This window comes from Candidatus Hydrogenosomobacter endosymbioticus (assembly GCF_021654655.1).
GTDB lineage: Bacteria > Pseudomonadota > Alphaproteobacteria > Holosporales > GW7 > Hydrogenosomobacter > Hydrogenosomobacter endosymbioticus.
The window spans coordinates 797161-813218 of record NZ_AP025225.1; the positions used below are offsets into that span (position 1 = coordinate 797161).

General features: G+C 43.0%; 12 protein-coding genes, 2 tRNA genes and 1 other RNA gene. 7 read left to right on the top strand and 8 right to left on the bottom strand.

Annotated features, from left to right (window positions below; genetic code table 11):
• Positions 1 to 89 precede the first annotated feature (89 nt).
• The 3 genes from dnaX to HYD_RS03670 form a co-directional block, all read right to left on the bottom strand.
• Positions 90 to 1400 (bottom strand): DNA polymerase III subunit gamma/tau, encoded by a 1311-nt coding sequence (gene dnaX / locus HYD_RS03660; protein WP_236865011.1) that lies wholly within the window; start codon positions 1398 to 1400, stop codon positions 90 to 92.
• A gap of 65 nt (positions 1401 to 1465) precedes the next feature.
• An RNA gene (gene ffs / locus HYD_RS03665) (signal recognition particle sRNA small type) lies at positions 1466 to 1559 on the bottom strand.
• A 51-nt stretch (positions 1560 to 1610) separates the two neighbouring features.
• Entirely contained in the window at positions 1611 to 2012 is a 402-nt protein-coding gene (locus HYD_RS03670) for a nucleoside triphosphate pyrophosphohydrolase (protein ID WP_236865013.1), read from the bottom strand.
• Between the two features lie 129 nt (positions 2013 to 2141).
• Here HYD_RS03670 and plsY point away from each other — a divergent pair, with 129 nt between their 5' ends.
• Positions 2142 to 2756, top strand: a complete 615-nt coding sequence (gene plsY, locus HYD_RS03675) for a glycerol-3-phosphate 1-O-acyltransferase PlsY (protein ID WP_236865017.1) — start codon at positions 2142 to 2144, stop codon at positions 2754 to 2756.
• A gap of 23 nt (positions 2757 to 2779) precedes the next feature.
• On the opposite strand, the gene ychF is transcribed toward plsY, so the two are convergent.
• Together ychF and HYD_RS03685 are read right to left on the bottom strand one after the other, a co-directional pair.
• A complete protein-coding gene (ychF, locus tag HYD_RS03680; protein WP_236865027.1) occupies positions 2780 to 3859 on the bottom strand; it encodes a redox-regulated ATPase YchF in 1080 nt (359 codons plus the stop codon).
• Between the two features lie 60 nt (positions 3860 to 3919).
• Complete coding sequence (locus HYD_RS03685) at positions 3920 to 5530, bottom strand: AMP nucleosidase (protein WP_236865029.1); 1611 nt, start codon at positions 5528 to 5530, stop codon at positions 3920 to 3922.
• Positions 5531 to 5788: 258 nt separating this feature from the next.
• Here HYD_RS03685 and HYD_RS03690 point away from each other — a divergent pair, with 258 nt between their 5' ends.
• The 6 genes from HYD_RS03690 to HYD_RS03715 all read left to right on the top strand — a co-directional run bounded on the left by HYD_RS03690 (position 5789) and on the right by HYD_RS03715 (position 13907).
• Positions 5789 to 6226 (top strand): hypothetical protein, encoded by a 438-nt coding sequence (locus tag HYD_RS03690; protein ID WP_236865031.1) that lies wholly within the window; start codon positions 5789 to 5791, stop codon positions 6224 to 6226.
• A gap of 340 nt (positions 6227 to 6566) precedes the next feature.
• Positions 6567 to 9269, top strand: a complete 2703-nt coding sequence (locus HYD_RS03695) for an excinuclease ABC subunit UvrA (protein WP_236865033.1) — start codon at positions 6567 to 6569, stop codon at positions 9267 to 9269.
• A gap of 167 nt (positions 9270 to 9436) precedes the next feature.
• Entirely contained in the window at positions 9437 to 11344 is a 1908-nt protein-coding gene (locus HYD_RS03700) for a hypothetical protein (RefSeq protein ID WP_236865035.1), read from the top strand.
• A gap of 144 nt (positions 11345 to 11488) precedes the next feature.
• A complete protein-coding gene (proS, locus tag HYD_RS03705) occupies positions 11489 to 12772 on the top strand; it encodes a proline--tRNA ligase (RefSeq protein WP_236865037.1) in 1284 nt (427 codons plus the stop codon).
• An 80-nt stretch (positions 12773 to 12852) separates the two neighbouring features.
• Positions 12853 to 12924 (top strand) — tRNA-Val (locus HYD_RS03710).
• A gap of 182 nt (positions 12925 to 13106) precedes the next feature.
• A complete protein-coding gene (locus HYD_RS03715; protein ID WP_236865039.1) occupies positions 13107 to 13907 on the top strand; it encodes a hypothetical protein in 801 nt (266 codons plus the stop codon).
• Positions 13908 to 14015: 108 nt separating this feature from the next.
• Here HYD_RS03715 and dapF read toward each other — a convergent pair whose 3' ends face one another.
• The 3 genes from dapF to HYD_RS03730 form a co-directional block, all read right to left on the bottom strand.
• The gene (gene dapF / locus HYD_RS03720) at positions 14016 to 15074 is read right to left on the bottom strand and encodes a diaminopimelate epimerase (protein WP_236865041.1); all 1059 of its coding nucleotides are present in this window, start codon (positions 15072 to 15074) and stop codon (positions 14016 to 14018) included.
• A gap of 22 nt (positions 15075 to 15096) precedes the next feature.
• Positions 15097 to 15169 (bottom strand) — tRNA-Glu (locus HYD_RS03725).
• A gap of 154 nt (positions 15170 to 15323) precedes the next feature.
• Positions 15324 to 16007, bottom strand: coding sequence for an ATP-binding cassette domain-containing protein (locus HYD_RS03730; protein WP_236865043.1), 684 nt, complete (start codon positions 16005 to 16007; stop codon positions 15324 to 15326).
• Positions 16008 to 16058: the final 51 nt, after the last annotated feature.

Consider the following 16058-nt stretch of genomic DNA (forward strand, 5'->3'; position numbering starts at 1 on the left):
TTCGTTGAAACGCCCACGGCCTGGGTTTCTGTCATCTTTCCATGGTCAAGCTGTTGCGGAAGCTCTGGTTATGGAGCGTGGCTATATAGCTAATCGATCGCGTGAATAGCATCGCTCCCGAAAAGCTCTGAGGCTTTTTTAGACAGCTCTCCAGACAATTCGTAACTTCGATCAGGTTGAGCGCGCGCGCATGGCGTGGCAGCTGGCGTTGAAGGCGGCTTTGCTTCCCAGCCGGCCAACTGCTTTAGTATCGCTTCCGGAGATGGAAAATGTCCTATATACGCCATTCTCATAACCATCATTTCCAGCGCTATCGATGGCAGCGATGAGGATAGTTCAGAAGGTCCGTTAGTCGCGAGTTTCCATATGCGAGCTAGATTTGCTATTCCAAATTCTCGCGCTTGCTCGATGTAGTCTCCCAGTTCTGGTGAGCCTGTTACAAGCGATACGCTGAGGGCGTGTATCGCGGTCATAAGCTCACTTAGTATGGACCTAGGGTCTGCTCCTGTTGAATATAGCTTCCGAACGATAGATATGGCTTCTGCTGCGTTTTTAGAGAAAATAGAAGCTACTAGAGGCATGATGTCGTCTGATTTTACTCCACCAAACATCCGATAAAGAGTTTGGTCGGATATATAATTGTTACTTGACAGCAAAATAGCCTGCTCCAGTATTGACAAAGCATCTCGCATAGACCCTTCAGATTTAATTGCTATTTCTCGTGCTGCAGTGGAGTCTATTTTTATGCCTTCAATTTCGCACACAGAGATAATGAATTTCTCTAGCAACGCCACGTCTATTCTTCGTAAGTGAAATTTTAGGCATCTGGAAGAAATCGTGTTTGGAACTTTATTTTCCTCTGTAGTTGCTAATATAAATTTCACATGATGCGGGGGCTCTTCTAGAGTCTTCAAAAGAGCATTAAAAGCGCTTTTTGAAAGCATATGTACTTCATCGATAATGTATACCTTGTATTTTCCGCACACGGGACTGTATGAGCAGGACTCTATTATCTGGCGCATATCATCAACGCCAGTGTTGCTTGCTGCGTCAATTTCGATCACGTCCAGGTGGCGGTCCTTTTCGAAAGCTAAGCAAGATGCACATTTAGCGCAAGGCTCTATTTCTTGTTCCTCGACCGTATTCGATGCTATGTCTAGCAGTTTTTCGCAGTTTATTGCTTTTGCTATTAGGCGAGCCATAGTGGTCTTTCCTATGCCGCGCATGCCTATCAGAAGAAATCCATGAGCAACTCTAGAGGAGCGAATAGCATTTTGTATAATTTTTGCAAACACATCTTGCCCCACAATATCGCGAAAAAATCTTGGCCTATATTTTCTTGCTAAAACAAGGTAACGACCTCTGTCAGAGTTGTTGTCTGGAAATAAAGCTGTATCCATCTTTTTTACTTTTTGCTCCTCGCGGTGTGTATTTCGGTGTGAAACCTTCGGCACACCAGTATGAGCCTAACTGGGCGCCACGACCCGCAAACAAATGCTCTGGCTGCTTTCTTCCGAACCTGACCAATTAAGTACTGCACGCGTCCACGACGCCCACGAAACTTATAACATATTTTGCAAATTTTATGTAGAGAGCGGAGGAGCTGGTTATTATAAATCTATTTCTGGATATTTGTCCTTTCGGGCTTTATAGTATTCTATATTTTGATTATTTGACTCTATTTCGACAAATTCATTATATATTCTACGATCAAACCCTCCATTTTCTTTTTTTTTATTGTCTGCGGCCATCATAATATCTTCTAAGTTCATATCGTTTACTTTAGCTATCGCGAGCATTACCTCTAAAAGATCTGCTAGTTCTATAATAATTTCCTTTTTGTCGATTGCGGAACACACTTCAGCAGCTTCTTCTAGCAGCTTTTCCTTTAGCCTTTTATAATATTCTTCCGCGTCCATAGACCGTTCGCATAAAACCATTCCGCGAGCGCGCATTATTTCTGGCATCTTATCTCTTATCAACTTATCAACCTTAAAACGGTGTTTTGACATTATACATATAGAGCATGTGTATTGGGCATACATAATAGCACATGCCTTTGTACTGGGCTAGAAAGCGTTGCGTTTAGAGCATTAATGTGGAAGTATCAGTCGTGGCAGCATATATTGGCGTTTAGATAAATGATTTCTTATATGGTTTACGCGTTTTTGTATTTAGGTTTTTGCTATGTGTTTGGGAGCGTCCCATTTGGGATATTGGTTTCCAAGGTGGCAAACTATGGTGATCCTAGGAAAATGGGCTCTGGAAATATCGGAGCGACTAACGTGTTGCGTCTTGCCGGAAAAAAAGCAGCGCTAGCAGTGTTGCTGTGCGATTTTTTTAAGGGGTTTGTTTGTGTGTATCTTGCTCGAGTGCTATTTTCAAATTTTCCAGCAGATGTACAGAATGATATCTGTTTGTCTGCTGGTATGGCTAGCGTCATAGGACATGTATTTTCTGTATTTATCAAATTCAAAGGAGGAAAAGGTGTGGCAACTGTTTTTGGTGTGACTGCTGCTGTAAATCCTGTTTTGTTTATAGCTGGGGTTTCGATATGGGTAGTAGTGTTTTTCGTATCTAGATACTCTTCGGTTTCTGCTATAGTATCGATATCAGCTGTTTCCCTTATTTCAGTTGTTTTAAATAAATCTGATGTTAACAATGCTGTGTCGTTGGCAATTTTTATATTGGTTATTTACACACACCGTCAAAACATTCGCAGAATTCTAAGCGGATGCGAAGACAGAATGTGGTAGGCACAGCTTGGTCGGGTGGGTGTTTATACATTGAACCTAAACAAAATTACATCGCCATCTTGCACTATATAGTCGCGGCTTTCTGTACGGAGCTTTCCTGCAGCTTTTATTTCCGCATGAGTTTTATGTTTTTCATAGTCTTCATACGAAATTACCTCAGCGCTTATGAACCCGCGCTGAAAGTCTGAGTGGATCGCTCCAGCGGCCTCTGCTGCATTATCTCCTGCTTTTATTGTCCATGCGTGAGCTTCTTTCGGACCAATAGTGAAAAATGTTCGCAAGTTTAGTAATTCATACCCCAACCTTATTAGTGAGGACATCTTTGTATCATTAAGCCCGATGCTTTGCAAAAATTCCTTCCTGCTTTCATAGTCTAACACAGCTGATTCGGCCTCGAATTGAGCGCATACATACTCGCTTTTTTCCCCTCTATCTCTGAGAAACTCATCTAATTTTTGTGCGAATTTATTATTTTTTGGAGCGGAGGCATCATTTTCCGGGACATTTCCTACGTACATAGCTGGTTTTATGGTCAAAAGGTGAAGCTGCTTCATTAAAGATGCTTCTTCTGGAGAGAATTTTTCTCTCCGTAAGATCTTTCCATCTGCAAGCATAGCTGCAGTTTTCTCCATTAGAGCGATCATCTCTGGATCTTCGCCGCGCTTTTTCTTTTTGTTTGCGAGCTGCTTTTCTATGCTTTGAAGATCGGCAAGAAGTAGTTCTGTCTCTATCACATTTACGTCTGATACAGGGTCTGCGGGCTGCTCGACGTTTTCTTCAAAACATCGTACGACGTGAACAATAACATCTACTTCTCGTATGTGTCCCAAAAACTGATTGCCAAGACCTTCTCCCTGGCTGGCTCCCTTCACCAGGCCGGCGATATCAACAAACCTTATTTGAGAAGGGATTATGATTTTTGAGCCTGCGAGTCGCGCTAGCATTTCGAGTCTATTGTCCGGGACGTTTACGCTTCCTTTGTTTGGGTCTATTGTACAGAAAGGATAGCTAGCAGTCTGCGCCAAGGACGTCGCGGTTATAGCGTTAAACAAAGTTGATTTTCCAGCGTTGGGAAGCCCAACAATACCACACTCAAATCCCACAATATCCTCCCAAAGAACTTTATCCCGCGACAGTATTTCGCCGAAACAGCACCAATAGTTTCACCATAGCGGCGGAGCCCCAACTTCCAAGAATGACCTTGAGTAAGAGCCTTCTGTGCTAAATTTTTTCCGGCGAAGCTTCTCCATAGCGTTTATGCCTATGCGCAGATGCTGCTCTGTCCACTGTTTATAAACCATCTTTGCCATTTCTTTCATTCTTAACTCGCCATGAAGCGGCTTATCAGATACGCTCAGCAATACTCCGTATGGTATGCGAAATCTGAAACCATTTGCGGCGATAGTTGCAGACTCCATGTCTACCGCGACGACGCGACTTCTTCTAAAAATTTCATGAAATTCACCAGCCCTAAGCTCCCAATTTCTGTTTACTGTCGACATAACGGAGCCTGTTTTTACTTTGCTGGACATATCATTATCGTCGTATCCGGATACCTCTTTGATAGCGCCTAAAAGAGCGCTGTGTACTTCTGGTATCATGGCTATCGGGGCGTCGAGCGGAACATCGCTATCCAAAACGAAGTCCTTTCGCACATATCCGCTGGCGAGCACATAATCTCCAAGATGTTGATCATGAAGTATTCCTGCGCAATGCCCAAGCATAACCCAGCATTCTGGTCTCAAAACGGCAAGATGGTCTGTGATGGTTTTAGCGTTGCTAGCGCCTACTCTTATATTTATTACGCTTATTCCATGCCCATCTTTTCTTTTAAGGTGGTACGCCGGCATTTGCACTGAATCAGCAACTTCGGTTTTTCTCTCAGAATTTTTTATGCTTGAAGCATTAAAAGAGTTATCAGGATCCACCCACTCGCTATATTCGCTTCCATTCTGGAGGCTTTCTTTAGCGTATTCAAAAAAGATGTCGGAACAGTGAGAGTAATTTGTGAACAAGATATACTTTTGAAAATGTTCAGCATCTATTCCGCAGTAATGCGCGATCCTGCCCATGGAATAGTCAACTCTGTCGGCTGCAAATAATGACAAAGGTTTTACGGCCGTTTCCTGCTCTCCAAGCCCGTTAGCTATATCGTCGTTTATGTCCGACAGCTTGAACACGTATGGTAGCTCGTACAAGCAATTTTCGCTGAATTTTGCATCTAAGAAAGGTTTTTCATTCAGAAACGGAAGATATATAGGGCGCGAACTTATGCCGACTATGATTGTGCACCGTTTGTTTGAAAGAATTTCCTCAAATTTTCCTCTATAGATAGCTTCAAACAAGTCTGGTTTTGTTATTGTTGTCCCATACATTCCGCTTTCGTGAACGCTTCTGCCGCTGCTTCCTGGCGCAATTCCAATTCCTGGTGCGGCGATACGATGCTTATGGATAGTCAACCCGAGATACGGATACGTCATACAAAAATCTATGCCAGATGTCCTTGCGTGTTGTGACGCGTGAAATAAACAGGCGTCATAGCTTTCTCTTAACATATGAAAAGCCTGATCAACGGAATGACATACTTTTGCTTCTTTTAGTTTTGCGTGCTGAATAAACGACGAAACGATGCTCTCATCGCTATCAGAATGACTAAATGCGCTTTGTAGTACCGATATATTTTTCAGTTGCTCTTCCATCCAACTTCCCTTTCTGCTGATTGCTAGCGAACAAAACGCCAGGCTGAGTATAGCATTTTTCTCGTCAATAGGCAAAATTGGCCGGCTTGTTGCTTATTTTCTCTATCAATATTGGAGGTGGGAGGTGAGGTGATTTTTTAAATAACACAGTTTTTTAGCAAATGTATTTGTTTTAAAAAACATTTTTGATTGCTTTTTTTGCTAACGGGGGGCGCAATCTTGGCAGTTCCGTGGGCGAGAGGTGAAAAATATAAGTAGAGTTTCTGTTGTTTTTGTCTTAATGGCGGTTTCTTTGAGTTTTTCTGAAGGTTCCGCTATAGGGGCTTGGACTATTTGCGCAGAAAGAAAAATGGTGCAAAAGAAAATAAAAAATCTTATCCAGAGAAAGATAGCAAAAAGGAGAAAGCGAAAAATCAAACTAAAGAAACAACTCTGAGCGTACAATCTAGTTCAAATGAATTGCTAGAAAAGCTTATAGTGTCTGTTGATATTGGTTTTAATAAGCTTGGGAATAAAATGGACGCTGGCTTTAAGAAAGTGAACGCTAAGCTAGACGCGATGAATACGAAAATCGACGATCTTGGAGTTAACATGAATAAAAGGTTCGATGAGTTTAATGTGAATAGAAACAAACCGCCAAAAAGTGAGCTGTCCGACAGCGAGATACTGCTGGAAGCGGAAGTGAAAGCAGGCCCAGACCTCTCTTTCTTGTTGGAGATGTGTCGGCAATTCAAGATGGCGCAGCGTTTTCATCTAATCAAGCAAGGTTAGCGCAGAAGCAGATGACTTCTTCTCGCCAATCTTTGTATCATGAGACGCTGTTGCGTGCCGCTCCGTAAGACCAGCCCCAATGACAACAGGCCGATGAGCGTGGTTCTGGAGGAATTATTAGAACTCGAGTCGGCCAATAGCTTGAAGGAGACCTGCAAAATCCATAGCGGCGTGGCGTTATTGTGTGCAGACGCTTGTTGGAACTTTCGACATGCGAGATCGGTTTGTGTTACGGTTTTTATTGATAGGTAAACGCAATAGAAGCTATTGGCATATGAAGGCGTAGCGCATACCATTATTCTCTAGTTATAAAATTTATTGAAAATTTAATAAAAAAATTATGATAGAGGAAATATCGGTTATTGGTGCGCGGGAACATAATTTAAAGAATATATCCGTGCGATTGCCAAAGAATAAGTTGATAGTTATCACAGGATTAAGTGGATCCGGCAAGTCTTCGCTTGCTTTTGACACGATATATGCTGAGGGGCAACGAAGGTATGTTGAAAGCCTCTCAGCGTACGCTAGGCAATTTCTAGAGCTTATGCCGAAGCCAGATGTTGACAGCATCACGGGGCTTTCTCCTGCAATATCGATAGAGCAGAAAACAGTGTCTAAAAATCCAAGGTCTACAGTTGGAACAGTAACAGAGATATACGATTATTTGCGTGTACTGTTTGCGAGGATAGGTACACCATATTCTCCTGTAACTGGTCTGCCGATAGAAGCGCAAACTAAAGACAAGATGGTAGACAAGATAATGGCATTAGGAGAAAGAGAAAGGTTTTATATTCTGGCGCCTGTTGTTCGCGGGAAAAAGGGAGAGTTTCATAAAGAAATAGCAAGCCTTAAGAAGCAGGGTTATAGCCGTGTTAAAGTAGACGGAGTTGTTCTGAATATTGACGAGCTGCAGCCTATTAACAAAAACAAAAAGCACGACATATTCGTAGTTATAGACAGATTGGAGCTCGAAAACACGGAAGATTTTAGGGTAAGAGTGTCGCAGAGCTTGGAGAGCGCGCTTATTGTTGGAGATGGCGTTTGCGAGATAGAGCTTGTGAACAGCGAAGAGCGCATCGTATTTTCATCGAGATTTTCTTGTCCTGAGTCAGGTTTTTCTATTGAAGAAATAGAGCCGCGATTGTTTTCGTTCAACAGTCCTTTCGGCGCGTGCAGGGACTGCGGCGGACTTGGTTTCGAGGGAGGGGCATCTGTTTCTAGGATGTTATTCTTTCACTCTGGAGGGAAACTACAAAGCAACGAAGAAGATGACTCGTCTTGTAGAAACGAGAAATGCGAGAGTTGTGCTGGGTATCGGCTTCGACCAGAAGCTTTATGCGTGAAAATCTCTGGTTTTCATATAGGCGATGTGTGCGATATGTCTATACAGAGAGCCTTTGCGTGGTGCGATGATGCCTTTAATAAATTGAGCGCGCAGAATCGAAGTATTTCTGAGCGTTTGTTCAGAGAAATTCGTGAGCGCCTTCAATTTTTGATCAGGGTGGGGCTTGAATATTTGACTCTTGGTCGCTCATCAGGAACTCTATCTGGAGGAGAGGGGCAGCGTATACGCCTTGCGTCACAAATAGGGTCTGGATTAACTGGTACTCTGTATGTTTTGGATGAGCCGTCTATAGGTCTTCACCAAAGAGATAACGAAAGACTTATCAATACTCTGAAAAGTTTGCGAGATATAGGAAATACGGTGATCGTTGTGGAGCACGATGAGGACGCTATAAGGAGCGCAGACCACGTTATAGATATGGGGCCAAGAGCTGGAGGTTATGGTGGTAATGTAGTCGCAGAAGGCCCTCCTTCAGCCATAGAAATATCTGAGAAAAGCCTAACAGGAGCGTATTTACGGAAGGAGGCATCTATAGAGATTCCGCAAAAAAGGCGCGAGGGCTGTGGGCGAGAAATACGCGTGCTCGGCGCTAGACTTAACAATTTGAAAAATTTATCTATAGGATTTCCTTTGGGTAAATTTGTTTGTGTTACAGGCGTTTCTGGTGGAGGAAAATCTTCTCTTGTAATAGACACGCTTTATCGAGGGCTTGGAATTATAAAGAGAGCCGGAAGCTTTTCTCATGAAGAAAAAGAGGCGCTTAGAACAGCGGCGCTGAGGGCGAAGAGCGCAGAAGAAGCAGCTATGCTAGCTCGCAGAAAAATAGAGATGTTCGCAGAAAAAATGCAAAGCGGAAGATGCGATGAAATGCGTAATGTTGTTAAGTGCGACAGCATAGAAGGAACAGAGTTTATAGAAAGCGTAATAGAAGTGAGCCAAACGCCGATTGGACGAACCCCGCACTCTACCCCTGCAACATACATAGGTGCATTCACGCCGATACGAGAGTGGTTTGCGTCTCTTCCAGAGGCTAAGGCGCGTGGATATGGCATTGGCCGCTTTTCGTTTAACACAAAGGGCGGTAGGTGCGAATCATGCGACGGAAAGGGCGTGCGCACAATAGAGATGCACTTTTTGCCAGACGTAGAGGTTGTGTGTGAGTCGTGCAAGGGATTACGCTATAGTCGCGATACTCTCGAGGTTAGGTATAGAGGAAAATCAATAGCAGATATTCTTAACATGCCTGTTACTGACGCATTAGAATTGTTTAGCGCTGTTCCTTCTGTTGCAAACAAACTGCGTACTCTTGTGGATGTAGGTCTTGGATATATCACCGTTGGTCAAAGAGCTACAACAATTTCTGGAGGAGAAGCGCAGCGAGTAAAACTTTCAAAAGAACTCTGTAAGCGTTCGACAGACAAAACGCTTTATATCCTAGACGAGCCAACAACAGGACTCCATTTCGAAGATATAAGAATGCTTCTCGGAGTTCTTCATAAGTTTGTGGATAAAGGAAGTTCTGTCATAGTTATAGAACACAATTTAGACGTTATAAAAACTGCTGATTGGGTGATCGATATAGGCCCTGAAGGCGGAGAATTGGGTGGGCGGGTTGTAGCGGAAGGAGCGCCAGAAGACATTGCTAAGTGCATCAACAGCTATACCGGTAGATTTTTGGCCAAATACTTAAAGAGATAGAAAAGTTCCTAGATAAGATAAGGTAAAAAAAGTCAATACAATCAAATTTTTGCTTAATAGAAAAATTCTGTATAATTTTTCCATAACGAATTTTTAGCGAACAGAAAGCTAGTAAGTTGCTAATAGGTCATTGATTGTGTGTTGTAATTGACATAGAATCTCTTATCATGTGTGGTGTTGCGCTGTGCTTTATGACTCTCAGGAGTGGCTTTTTGGTCTCTATTTGTTCTTTGGCGCTGCTGGGCTGTCAGGCTGACGTTGAGGTTGGGTCCTCGGTTCAGCAGTCTAAGACGAAGGAAGGGCTAGCGGCCTATTTAGATTCGTCTAGGCATGCGTTTCCACAGTTTTTTTCTATACAAAAGGTTAAAGATCTTATAAAAGACGGAGAACTTAAAGATGCTTCAAGATATGTAAACCTGGCGCTTAATAATTGCGCCACTAATGCTTGCTTGCATTTAGTGAATGGTTTTATTTACGAGGAGATGGCGAGAATGGGCGATAGCTCATACATAGAGCTTGCTGGCGTAGCGTATCAGACCGCGTATAATATTGATCCGTCACAGTGGTATATAGTTTACCTATATGGCCAGCACCTTCTAAGAGTTAACAAATTTAGCGATGCGCAGCGAGTGCTAGCGGATGCTGCGATACTGCGCCCTAAAGACCCGAAGATATTGTATTCGCTGGCATACGCGTCTTATTATTTGAAAGATCTTCCAGTCGCTGCCGCAAGTATAGAAAAGGCTGCGGCGATAGCTAAAGATGATCCTGTGATACAGCGCGCTGCCGCTGTTATTCTTGCCTCTGCTGGAAAAGATGATAAGGCAAAGCGGCATTTCGATACGTATAAAGCGTCTGCAAAAGGATTGCATAGCGATGTTGAATATGTGTCCAACAGAATTTCTGATTGGAAAAGAGCGCATGACAATGCGGTTGTACAGCAAGCGGCTTCTGGCGGAGGTGAAGGAGACTATGGCGATTCGGATAATAGTATAGATCAAGCTATTGAGGAAGGAAAAAAGCAGGCAGACGAAGATGTGCAGTCAGCAGATGCGTCTCGCAAAGGACACAAAGTAAATGCAGAGCCCCACATACCTATTATCATAGAGTGTTATATTCTCAGCGTTGACGAATCAAAGTCTACGAGCAAAGGTACGAATATAATGGATGCAATTGCGAACGGGATGTCTTTGAGCCTCACTCCATTTGACTTTAAGAAATCATTTACGTTCAATAGGGAGGGCAGAAATTGGATTGTTAGCGATAGTTCGCTATCAAGAAGTTTAGATGGTTCTCTTAGCGCAAACGACATAAAATACAACGTAAATATAGCGAATGCTGGTGGGCGCACGATAGAAGTTCTTGGAAGGCCGTCGGTTTCTACCATGCTCGGTAAGCCCGCTGCTTTTATGGCAGGAGAACAAGTGGTTGGAGGGGTGTCAGGTAATTTTTCCAGCGGCATGTCGCAAGTTGATGTTGGATTGAAAGTCGAGGTTACGCCGATAGACATAACTCCGACAAACAAAGTTGTTATGAATGTAACAATATCCGGGACTATTTTGTTGGTTCAACCAGACCCAGGACGATCTCTCGACAGTCAGTGTTTTAAAGTTGGTAAATCTAAGACTATGACGACTGTAAAGGCGGCGTTTGGACAGACTGTTATGGTAGGAGGGCTGTATCAGCGTACGCAACAAACCGCGAACAGTGAGGTTCCTCTTCTTGGAGATCTTCCTCTTCTTCAGTATATATTCGCTAATGAAGCGACTCAGTACTCAACTAGTACAGTGCTTTATCTTTTGACTCCTCGAAGGGGAGGAGATATAGAGAAGTGCACACAAACGTTAAACTCATATAAAATGAATTTAAATGAGGATGTGTCTAGACGTCTTGAAAGCCAGGGGCTAAGCAGCGTTGGAGATTACGTTGGTCTTCGCTATATACTGAAGGCCCTTATGAAGAATCCTTTGTTTTTCGATTTTAGAACTGGCGACCTTTTGCCACCATTTTATGGCCAGACTTGTAGCGATATGAACGGGAAGATAGACCAGCTTCTTGCTTTTACATACTTCTAGAGTATCAGAGTGGAGATATATACAAGACTGATTTGCTAGCTCTTGTGGTTGTGAGGTTGTGCGGGCTAGAGCTCTGTTGTTTCACTAATTAATGTGTTGGGTGTATAATGTGCTGATTTAATTGCGATAGCGATAGAGGTTGCAATGCGTTTATCCAAATATTTTGTTCCAACATTGAGAGATTTGCCGGCTGAGGCTTGTGCCGTATCCCACAAACTTATGTTGAAATCTGGGATGATACAGCAAATATCGTCTGGAATATATGCGTGGCTTCCTTTGGGACTTCGGGTATTGCAGAAAATAGAGGATATCATACGTCGCGAACACGACTCGATAGGTGCATTGGAGATGCTTGCTCCTACTTTGCAGCCGGCCGATATTTGGATAGAGAGCGGGAGATATGACGACTATGGGAAAGAAATGCTCCGGTTTGATGACAGAGGAGGACGAGAGCTAATATATGGCCCAACGGCTGAGGAAGTATTCACATATGTTTTTAGGTCTCATGTGCATAGCTATAAGGACCTTCCAAAAATTCTCTATAACATTCAGTGGAAATTTAGAGACGAGGTGCGGCCTAGATTTGGGGTCATGCGAGGGAGAGAGTTTTTGATGAAAGATGCCTATTCATTCGACCTTACCAAAGATGCTGCAGTTCGTTCATATGAAATGTTTTTTCAGGCATATATAAAGGCCTTTACATCTATGGGGCTCTCGGTTATACCGGTTAGGGCGAACACAGGTCCTATCGGAGGCGACTTAAGCCATGAGTTTCAGATATTAGCTGAGACCGGAGAAAGCGAGATTTACTACGACTCTGCGCTTGATGAAAAACTTGGATGCACATCAATAGAAGATTATGAAGGAATTTACGCTATGGCAGGAGAGCGGCACGACGGCTCAAGCTGTCCAATAGAAAAAGAAAGGCTTATAGTTTCGCGCGGAATAGAGGTTGGTCATATTTTTTATTTCGGAACGAAATACTCTGGACCGCTCAATGCCTATGTAACATCTAAATGTGGCGAAAGAGTTCCTGTGGAAATGGGGTCCTATGGCATTGGCGTATCACGCCTTGTAGGCGCCATCATTGAAGCATTTCATGACGATAAGGGAATTATTTGGCCTGAAAGTGTGGCTCCATTTCTCGCTGTGATAATACCTGTGAATGAAGAGTGCGTGAAGATGGGGGATGAGGTATATCATTCGTTACTGTTATCTTCGCGAGACATACTGTATGACGACAGGAAAAAAAGCGCTGGTATAAAATTTGCCGATGCAGACCTCATGGGCATGCCATACCAGATTATTATAGGTCCTGAAAAAAACGCTAGGCGTTGCGTGGAAGTGAAGAACAGAAAGACTGGAGAATCAATAGAGGTTAAGGTTGAGCAACTCGATCAGATACTTTTTTCATCTACCAGCAGGTAATTTTGCAGAGAGGAGCGCCTTGGTTCTGACCTCTCGTCTTGAAACAAAGCTCTGCATGTCGTAGAATCGACAGAGTCTTGGGGCGATTAGCTCAGCGGTAGAGCACCTCGTTTACACCGAGGGGGTCGTAGGTTCAATCCCTGCATCGCCCATTCCGTTTTTTCTTATGTTTTGTTGACGTGCTTGTCTCTTCGTTGATGTGCGTTATGGTGGCAACCGGTCTTTTTGCTATTTTGTCAAAAAAATTATATAAAAATTAATTATAATTATCTATAATTTATAGAACATAACTTAATTTTATAAAAATATGATCGTAAAAATTGCTAGAATTTTTATGGCGCTAGGCATAGTTGCAATTTCTGCTGGAAGCGCTCAAGGGATACTGAAGAAAATTTCTAAAAGATGGTTTTCCTGCCCAGACGGCTATGTTATCTGCGCAGATGGGAAAACAGTCCTTGTTAATCAAGAAATGACGGGCGGTCAGTGTCAGCCATGTACTGAAGGATGTGGACACATTCTTGGAGATGGGCTTCAGTCTTGTTTTAGAGATCATGGCGGGCTTATGCCAGGAGATCCAATTAACAGTATGCATTTTTCTGGTAATGGTCTTGCGAAACTTGGTGTTGATGAGCTGAACTATATTGTACAGGTAGCTGCGGCCACAGCGGCGGCTTCTGCTGGAGACCCGGCTGCTGCAGGAACACTTGTTGCCAGCTCTGCCTCGAAAGCCGCTTCAAATTCTGGGATCAAAGGTAAAAAACGCTCGGATAGTCAGAAAGCTCTTGCTCAGGCTAATGGTAATTCAGCATCTCGCGGTAATAAAAAAACTTCGAAAGCTGTTGATTCAAGTGGACAGAAAGAGGATAAGGGGGAGCAAGGTTCCGACAGATCGCAAAATTTGCAGAGCCTCCAGAATAATCGATCTGGCTCTCAATCAAAGCAAAGCAAACAAGGTACCGGCCAGCAAGATGCAGTCAGTGAAGAGGATATGGCGCAAATCACTAACCAAATAGCTGCGGAAGTTACAAAACAGCTTCAAAAAACTTTGCCCGAGCAGGTGCAAAAAAATCTTGACGGAGCTGCAACCGGCAAACAAGACGTTGTTGAGGAAAATGAAGGCGGAGACTCCGATTAAAGCCTCAAATCTACGGCAGCTCTCGATCAATACAGATAGAAGGCTATGATGCAAGGGTTATTTATTGTTAAAGACTCTTGCTTGCATAATTGATCGAGAAAAATTTGTTTATTTGGAGTCATATTTATAATAATTAAGAACAAATTCTCCTTGAAAAACAAACTCTGCGCGCGAAGAGTGGTGTATAAATATTGCTCCGTTATGTGTGGAGCGGTTTACTTGTATTTGACCTCCTGGCATTACTATATTCACCTGTGAGCTAATCTTGTATATGTCGAATATAGACGCTCCAACAGCGCATGCAGCTGAACCGCAGGCAGATGTTGCGCCAACTCCTCTTTCCCACACCTCTGTCATTGCTAAGCAATTTTTACTGTCGAAAGATGTTATGGAGACGTTAGTTCCTTCAGGGAACATTTGGTGACATTGTAATGATTGAGCTATTTCTTCAAGACGCTGCTCTGAGATGGGGCGGTTTTCAGGTCTTTTGTTCATAACAACCGCGTGCTGGTTTAGCGCAAACACTGGAATTGCCAATGCTCCATTTTCTAGCTCGATCGATTCGCATGGTTTTATGATCCCTTCCTTGGTTATTGCGTGCCTTACCATAGGAAACGGTTGGCGTACGTCTACAATCCAGGGATCAAGAATTTTACATTCAACTTGTATGGTTCCTGAAACTATACTTACTATGTTTGCTTCTTCTTTTATAGTTTGCTCTTTTTTTAAAGAATTTTTCTGGAAAGAGGGAGGCGTGTCTGTACTCGAGCTCTTTCCTATAGACTTAATTTTTTTTGATATATACGCCGCAGCGCATCTGGCTCCATTTCCACAAAATCGCGCTTTAGACCCATCGTTGTTCCATACGTGCATATGCCTCTGTCTGATGTCTGATGGGTTTGGAAGTAATATTATTAATTGGTCGCACCCGATTCCGGTCTTCCTGTTGCAAATCTTTCTTACTTCTTCTGTATGGAGAGATATGCTGTCCGAAGTATTGTGCGTACGACTTTTTAAAGTAGACGATTTATATAGGAGAGAGCTTCTGCCTGGCTCTGCAACCGCATTTTCCGTAAAAAGACTTTGGTCTAAGCAATCTATGATGACGAAATCGTTCCCGCAGCAGTTCATCTTCACGAAGTCGAAACGAAGATCAGAATTTTCCATGACACGAGATGCGAAAAAATAATACCCCCTAGGGGAATCGAACCCCTGTTTCCGCCGTGAGAGGGCGATGTCCTGGGCCGCTAGACGAAGGGGGCGGCTTACGGTCAATTCTACATAGAAAAAATTTTTAATCAACAGTTTTTATTTTGTAAGCACTGAGTTGATGAAAAAATCATAAAAAAGTAACGAGAGGGCTGCTTTTTAGGAAGAATGATTTATGCCCCATATTTAAGTGGTAGAGAGTCGCTTTTAGCTGTATTGCTTGCAATCTACTATTACTCCATCTTCAAGGGAAATTATTCTGTCCGCAACATCAAGTATTCTATTGTCATGAGTAACGAGTAAAATCGCTGTTTTTTGCTCTTGCGCCAAGTCTTTTAGTATATGAACGCATTCTTGCCCAGATTTTTTGTCGAGCGATGCGGTTGGCTCGTCTGCTAGTATCAGCTTTGGTTTTGCGACAAGAGCGCGCGCTATCGAAACACGCTGTCTTTGTCCGCCAGATAAGCTGCTTGGAAAAAAGTTAACATATTCTCCTATTCCTACAGATTTGAGAACCGCGTTTGCGGAACTCTCTCTATAATCTTCATCTGCCTCTTCGCTTAGCTCAAGCGACAGACGGACATTTTGGGAGGCAGTCAGCGCCTTTATCAAATTATGATTTTGGAATATATAGCCTATTTTTTGGCGCAAGAGATGGCGTTCGCTTTGTTGTATTTTTGATAAATCATTTCCTAAGATACTTACAAACCCATTTTTATGAATTCTTAGCCCGCCGAGAATTGTAAGGAGAGTGGTTTTTCCAGAGCCTGACGGGCCGTTGAGTATTATTATCTCTCCTGGTGCGATCTCCAGGCTTACATCTTTTAAAACCTCTCTATACAGATTTCCGCTTCCATACCCGAAGCTCAAATTTTTTACGCTTATAACCATGCTTTATGTCTTTTCAAGGAGCTTTTCTGACACAAACATTATACAGGCGTG

Coding starts and splice junctions, on each gene's coding strand:
- plsY (WP_236865017.1), top strand. CDS start 2,142: ATGATTTCTTATATGGTTTACGCGTTTTTGTATTTAGGTTTTTGCTAT.
- HYD_RS03700 (WP_236865035.1), top strand. CDS start 9,437: ATGTGTGGTGTTGCGCTGTGCTTTATGACTCTCAGGAGTGGCTTTTTG.
- HYD_RS03695 (WP_236865033.1), top strand. CDS start 6,567: ATGATAGAGGAAATATCGGTTATTGGTGCGCGGGAACATAATTTAAAG.
- HYD_RS03670 (WP_236865013.1), bottom strand. CDS start 2,012: ATGTCAAAACACCGTTTTAAGGTTGATAAGTTGATAAGAGATAAGATG.
- proS (WP_236865037.1), top strand. CDS start 11,489: ATGCGTTTATCCAAATATTTTGTTCCAACATTGAGAGATTTGCCGGCT.
- dnaX (WP_236865011.1), bottom strand. CDS start 1,400: ATGGATACAGCTTTATTTCCAGACAACAACTCTGACAGAGGTCGTTAC.
- HYD_RS03715 (WP_236865039.1), top strand. CDS start 13,107: ATGGCGCTAGGCATAGTTGCAATTTCTGCTGGAAGCGCTCAAGGGATA.
- dapF (WP_236865041.1), bottom strand. CDS start 15,074: ATGGAAAATTCTGATCTTCGTTTCGACTTCGTGAAGATGAACTGCTGC.
- HYD_RS03730 (WP_236865043.1), bottom strand. CDS start 16,007: ATGGTTATAAGCGTAAAAAATTTGAGCTTCGGGTATGGAAGCGGAAAT.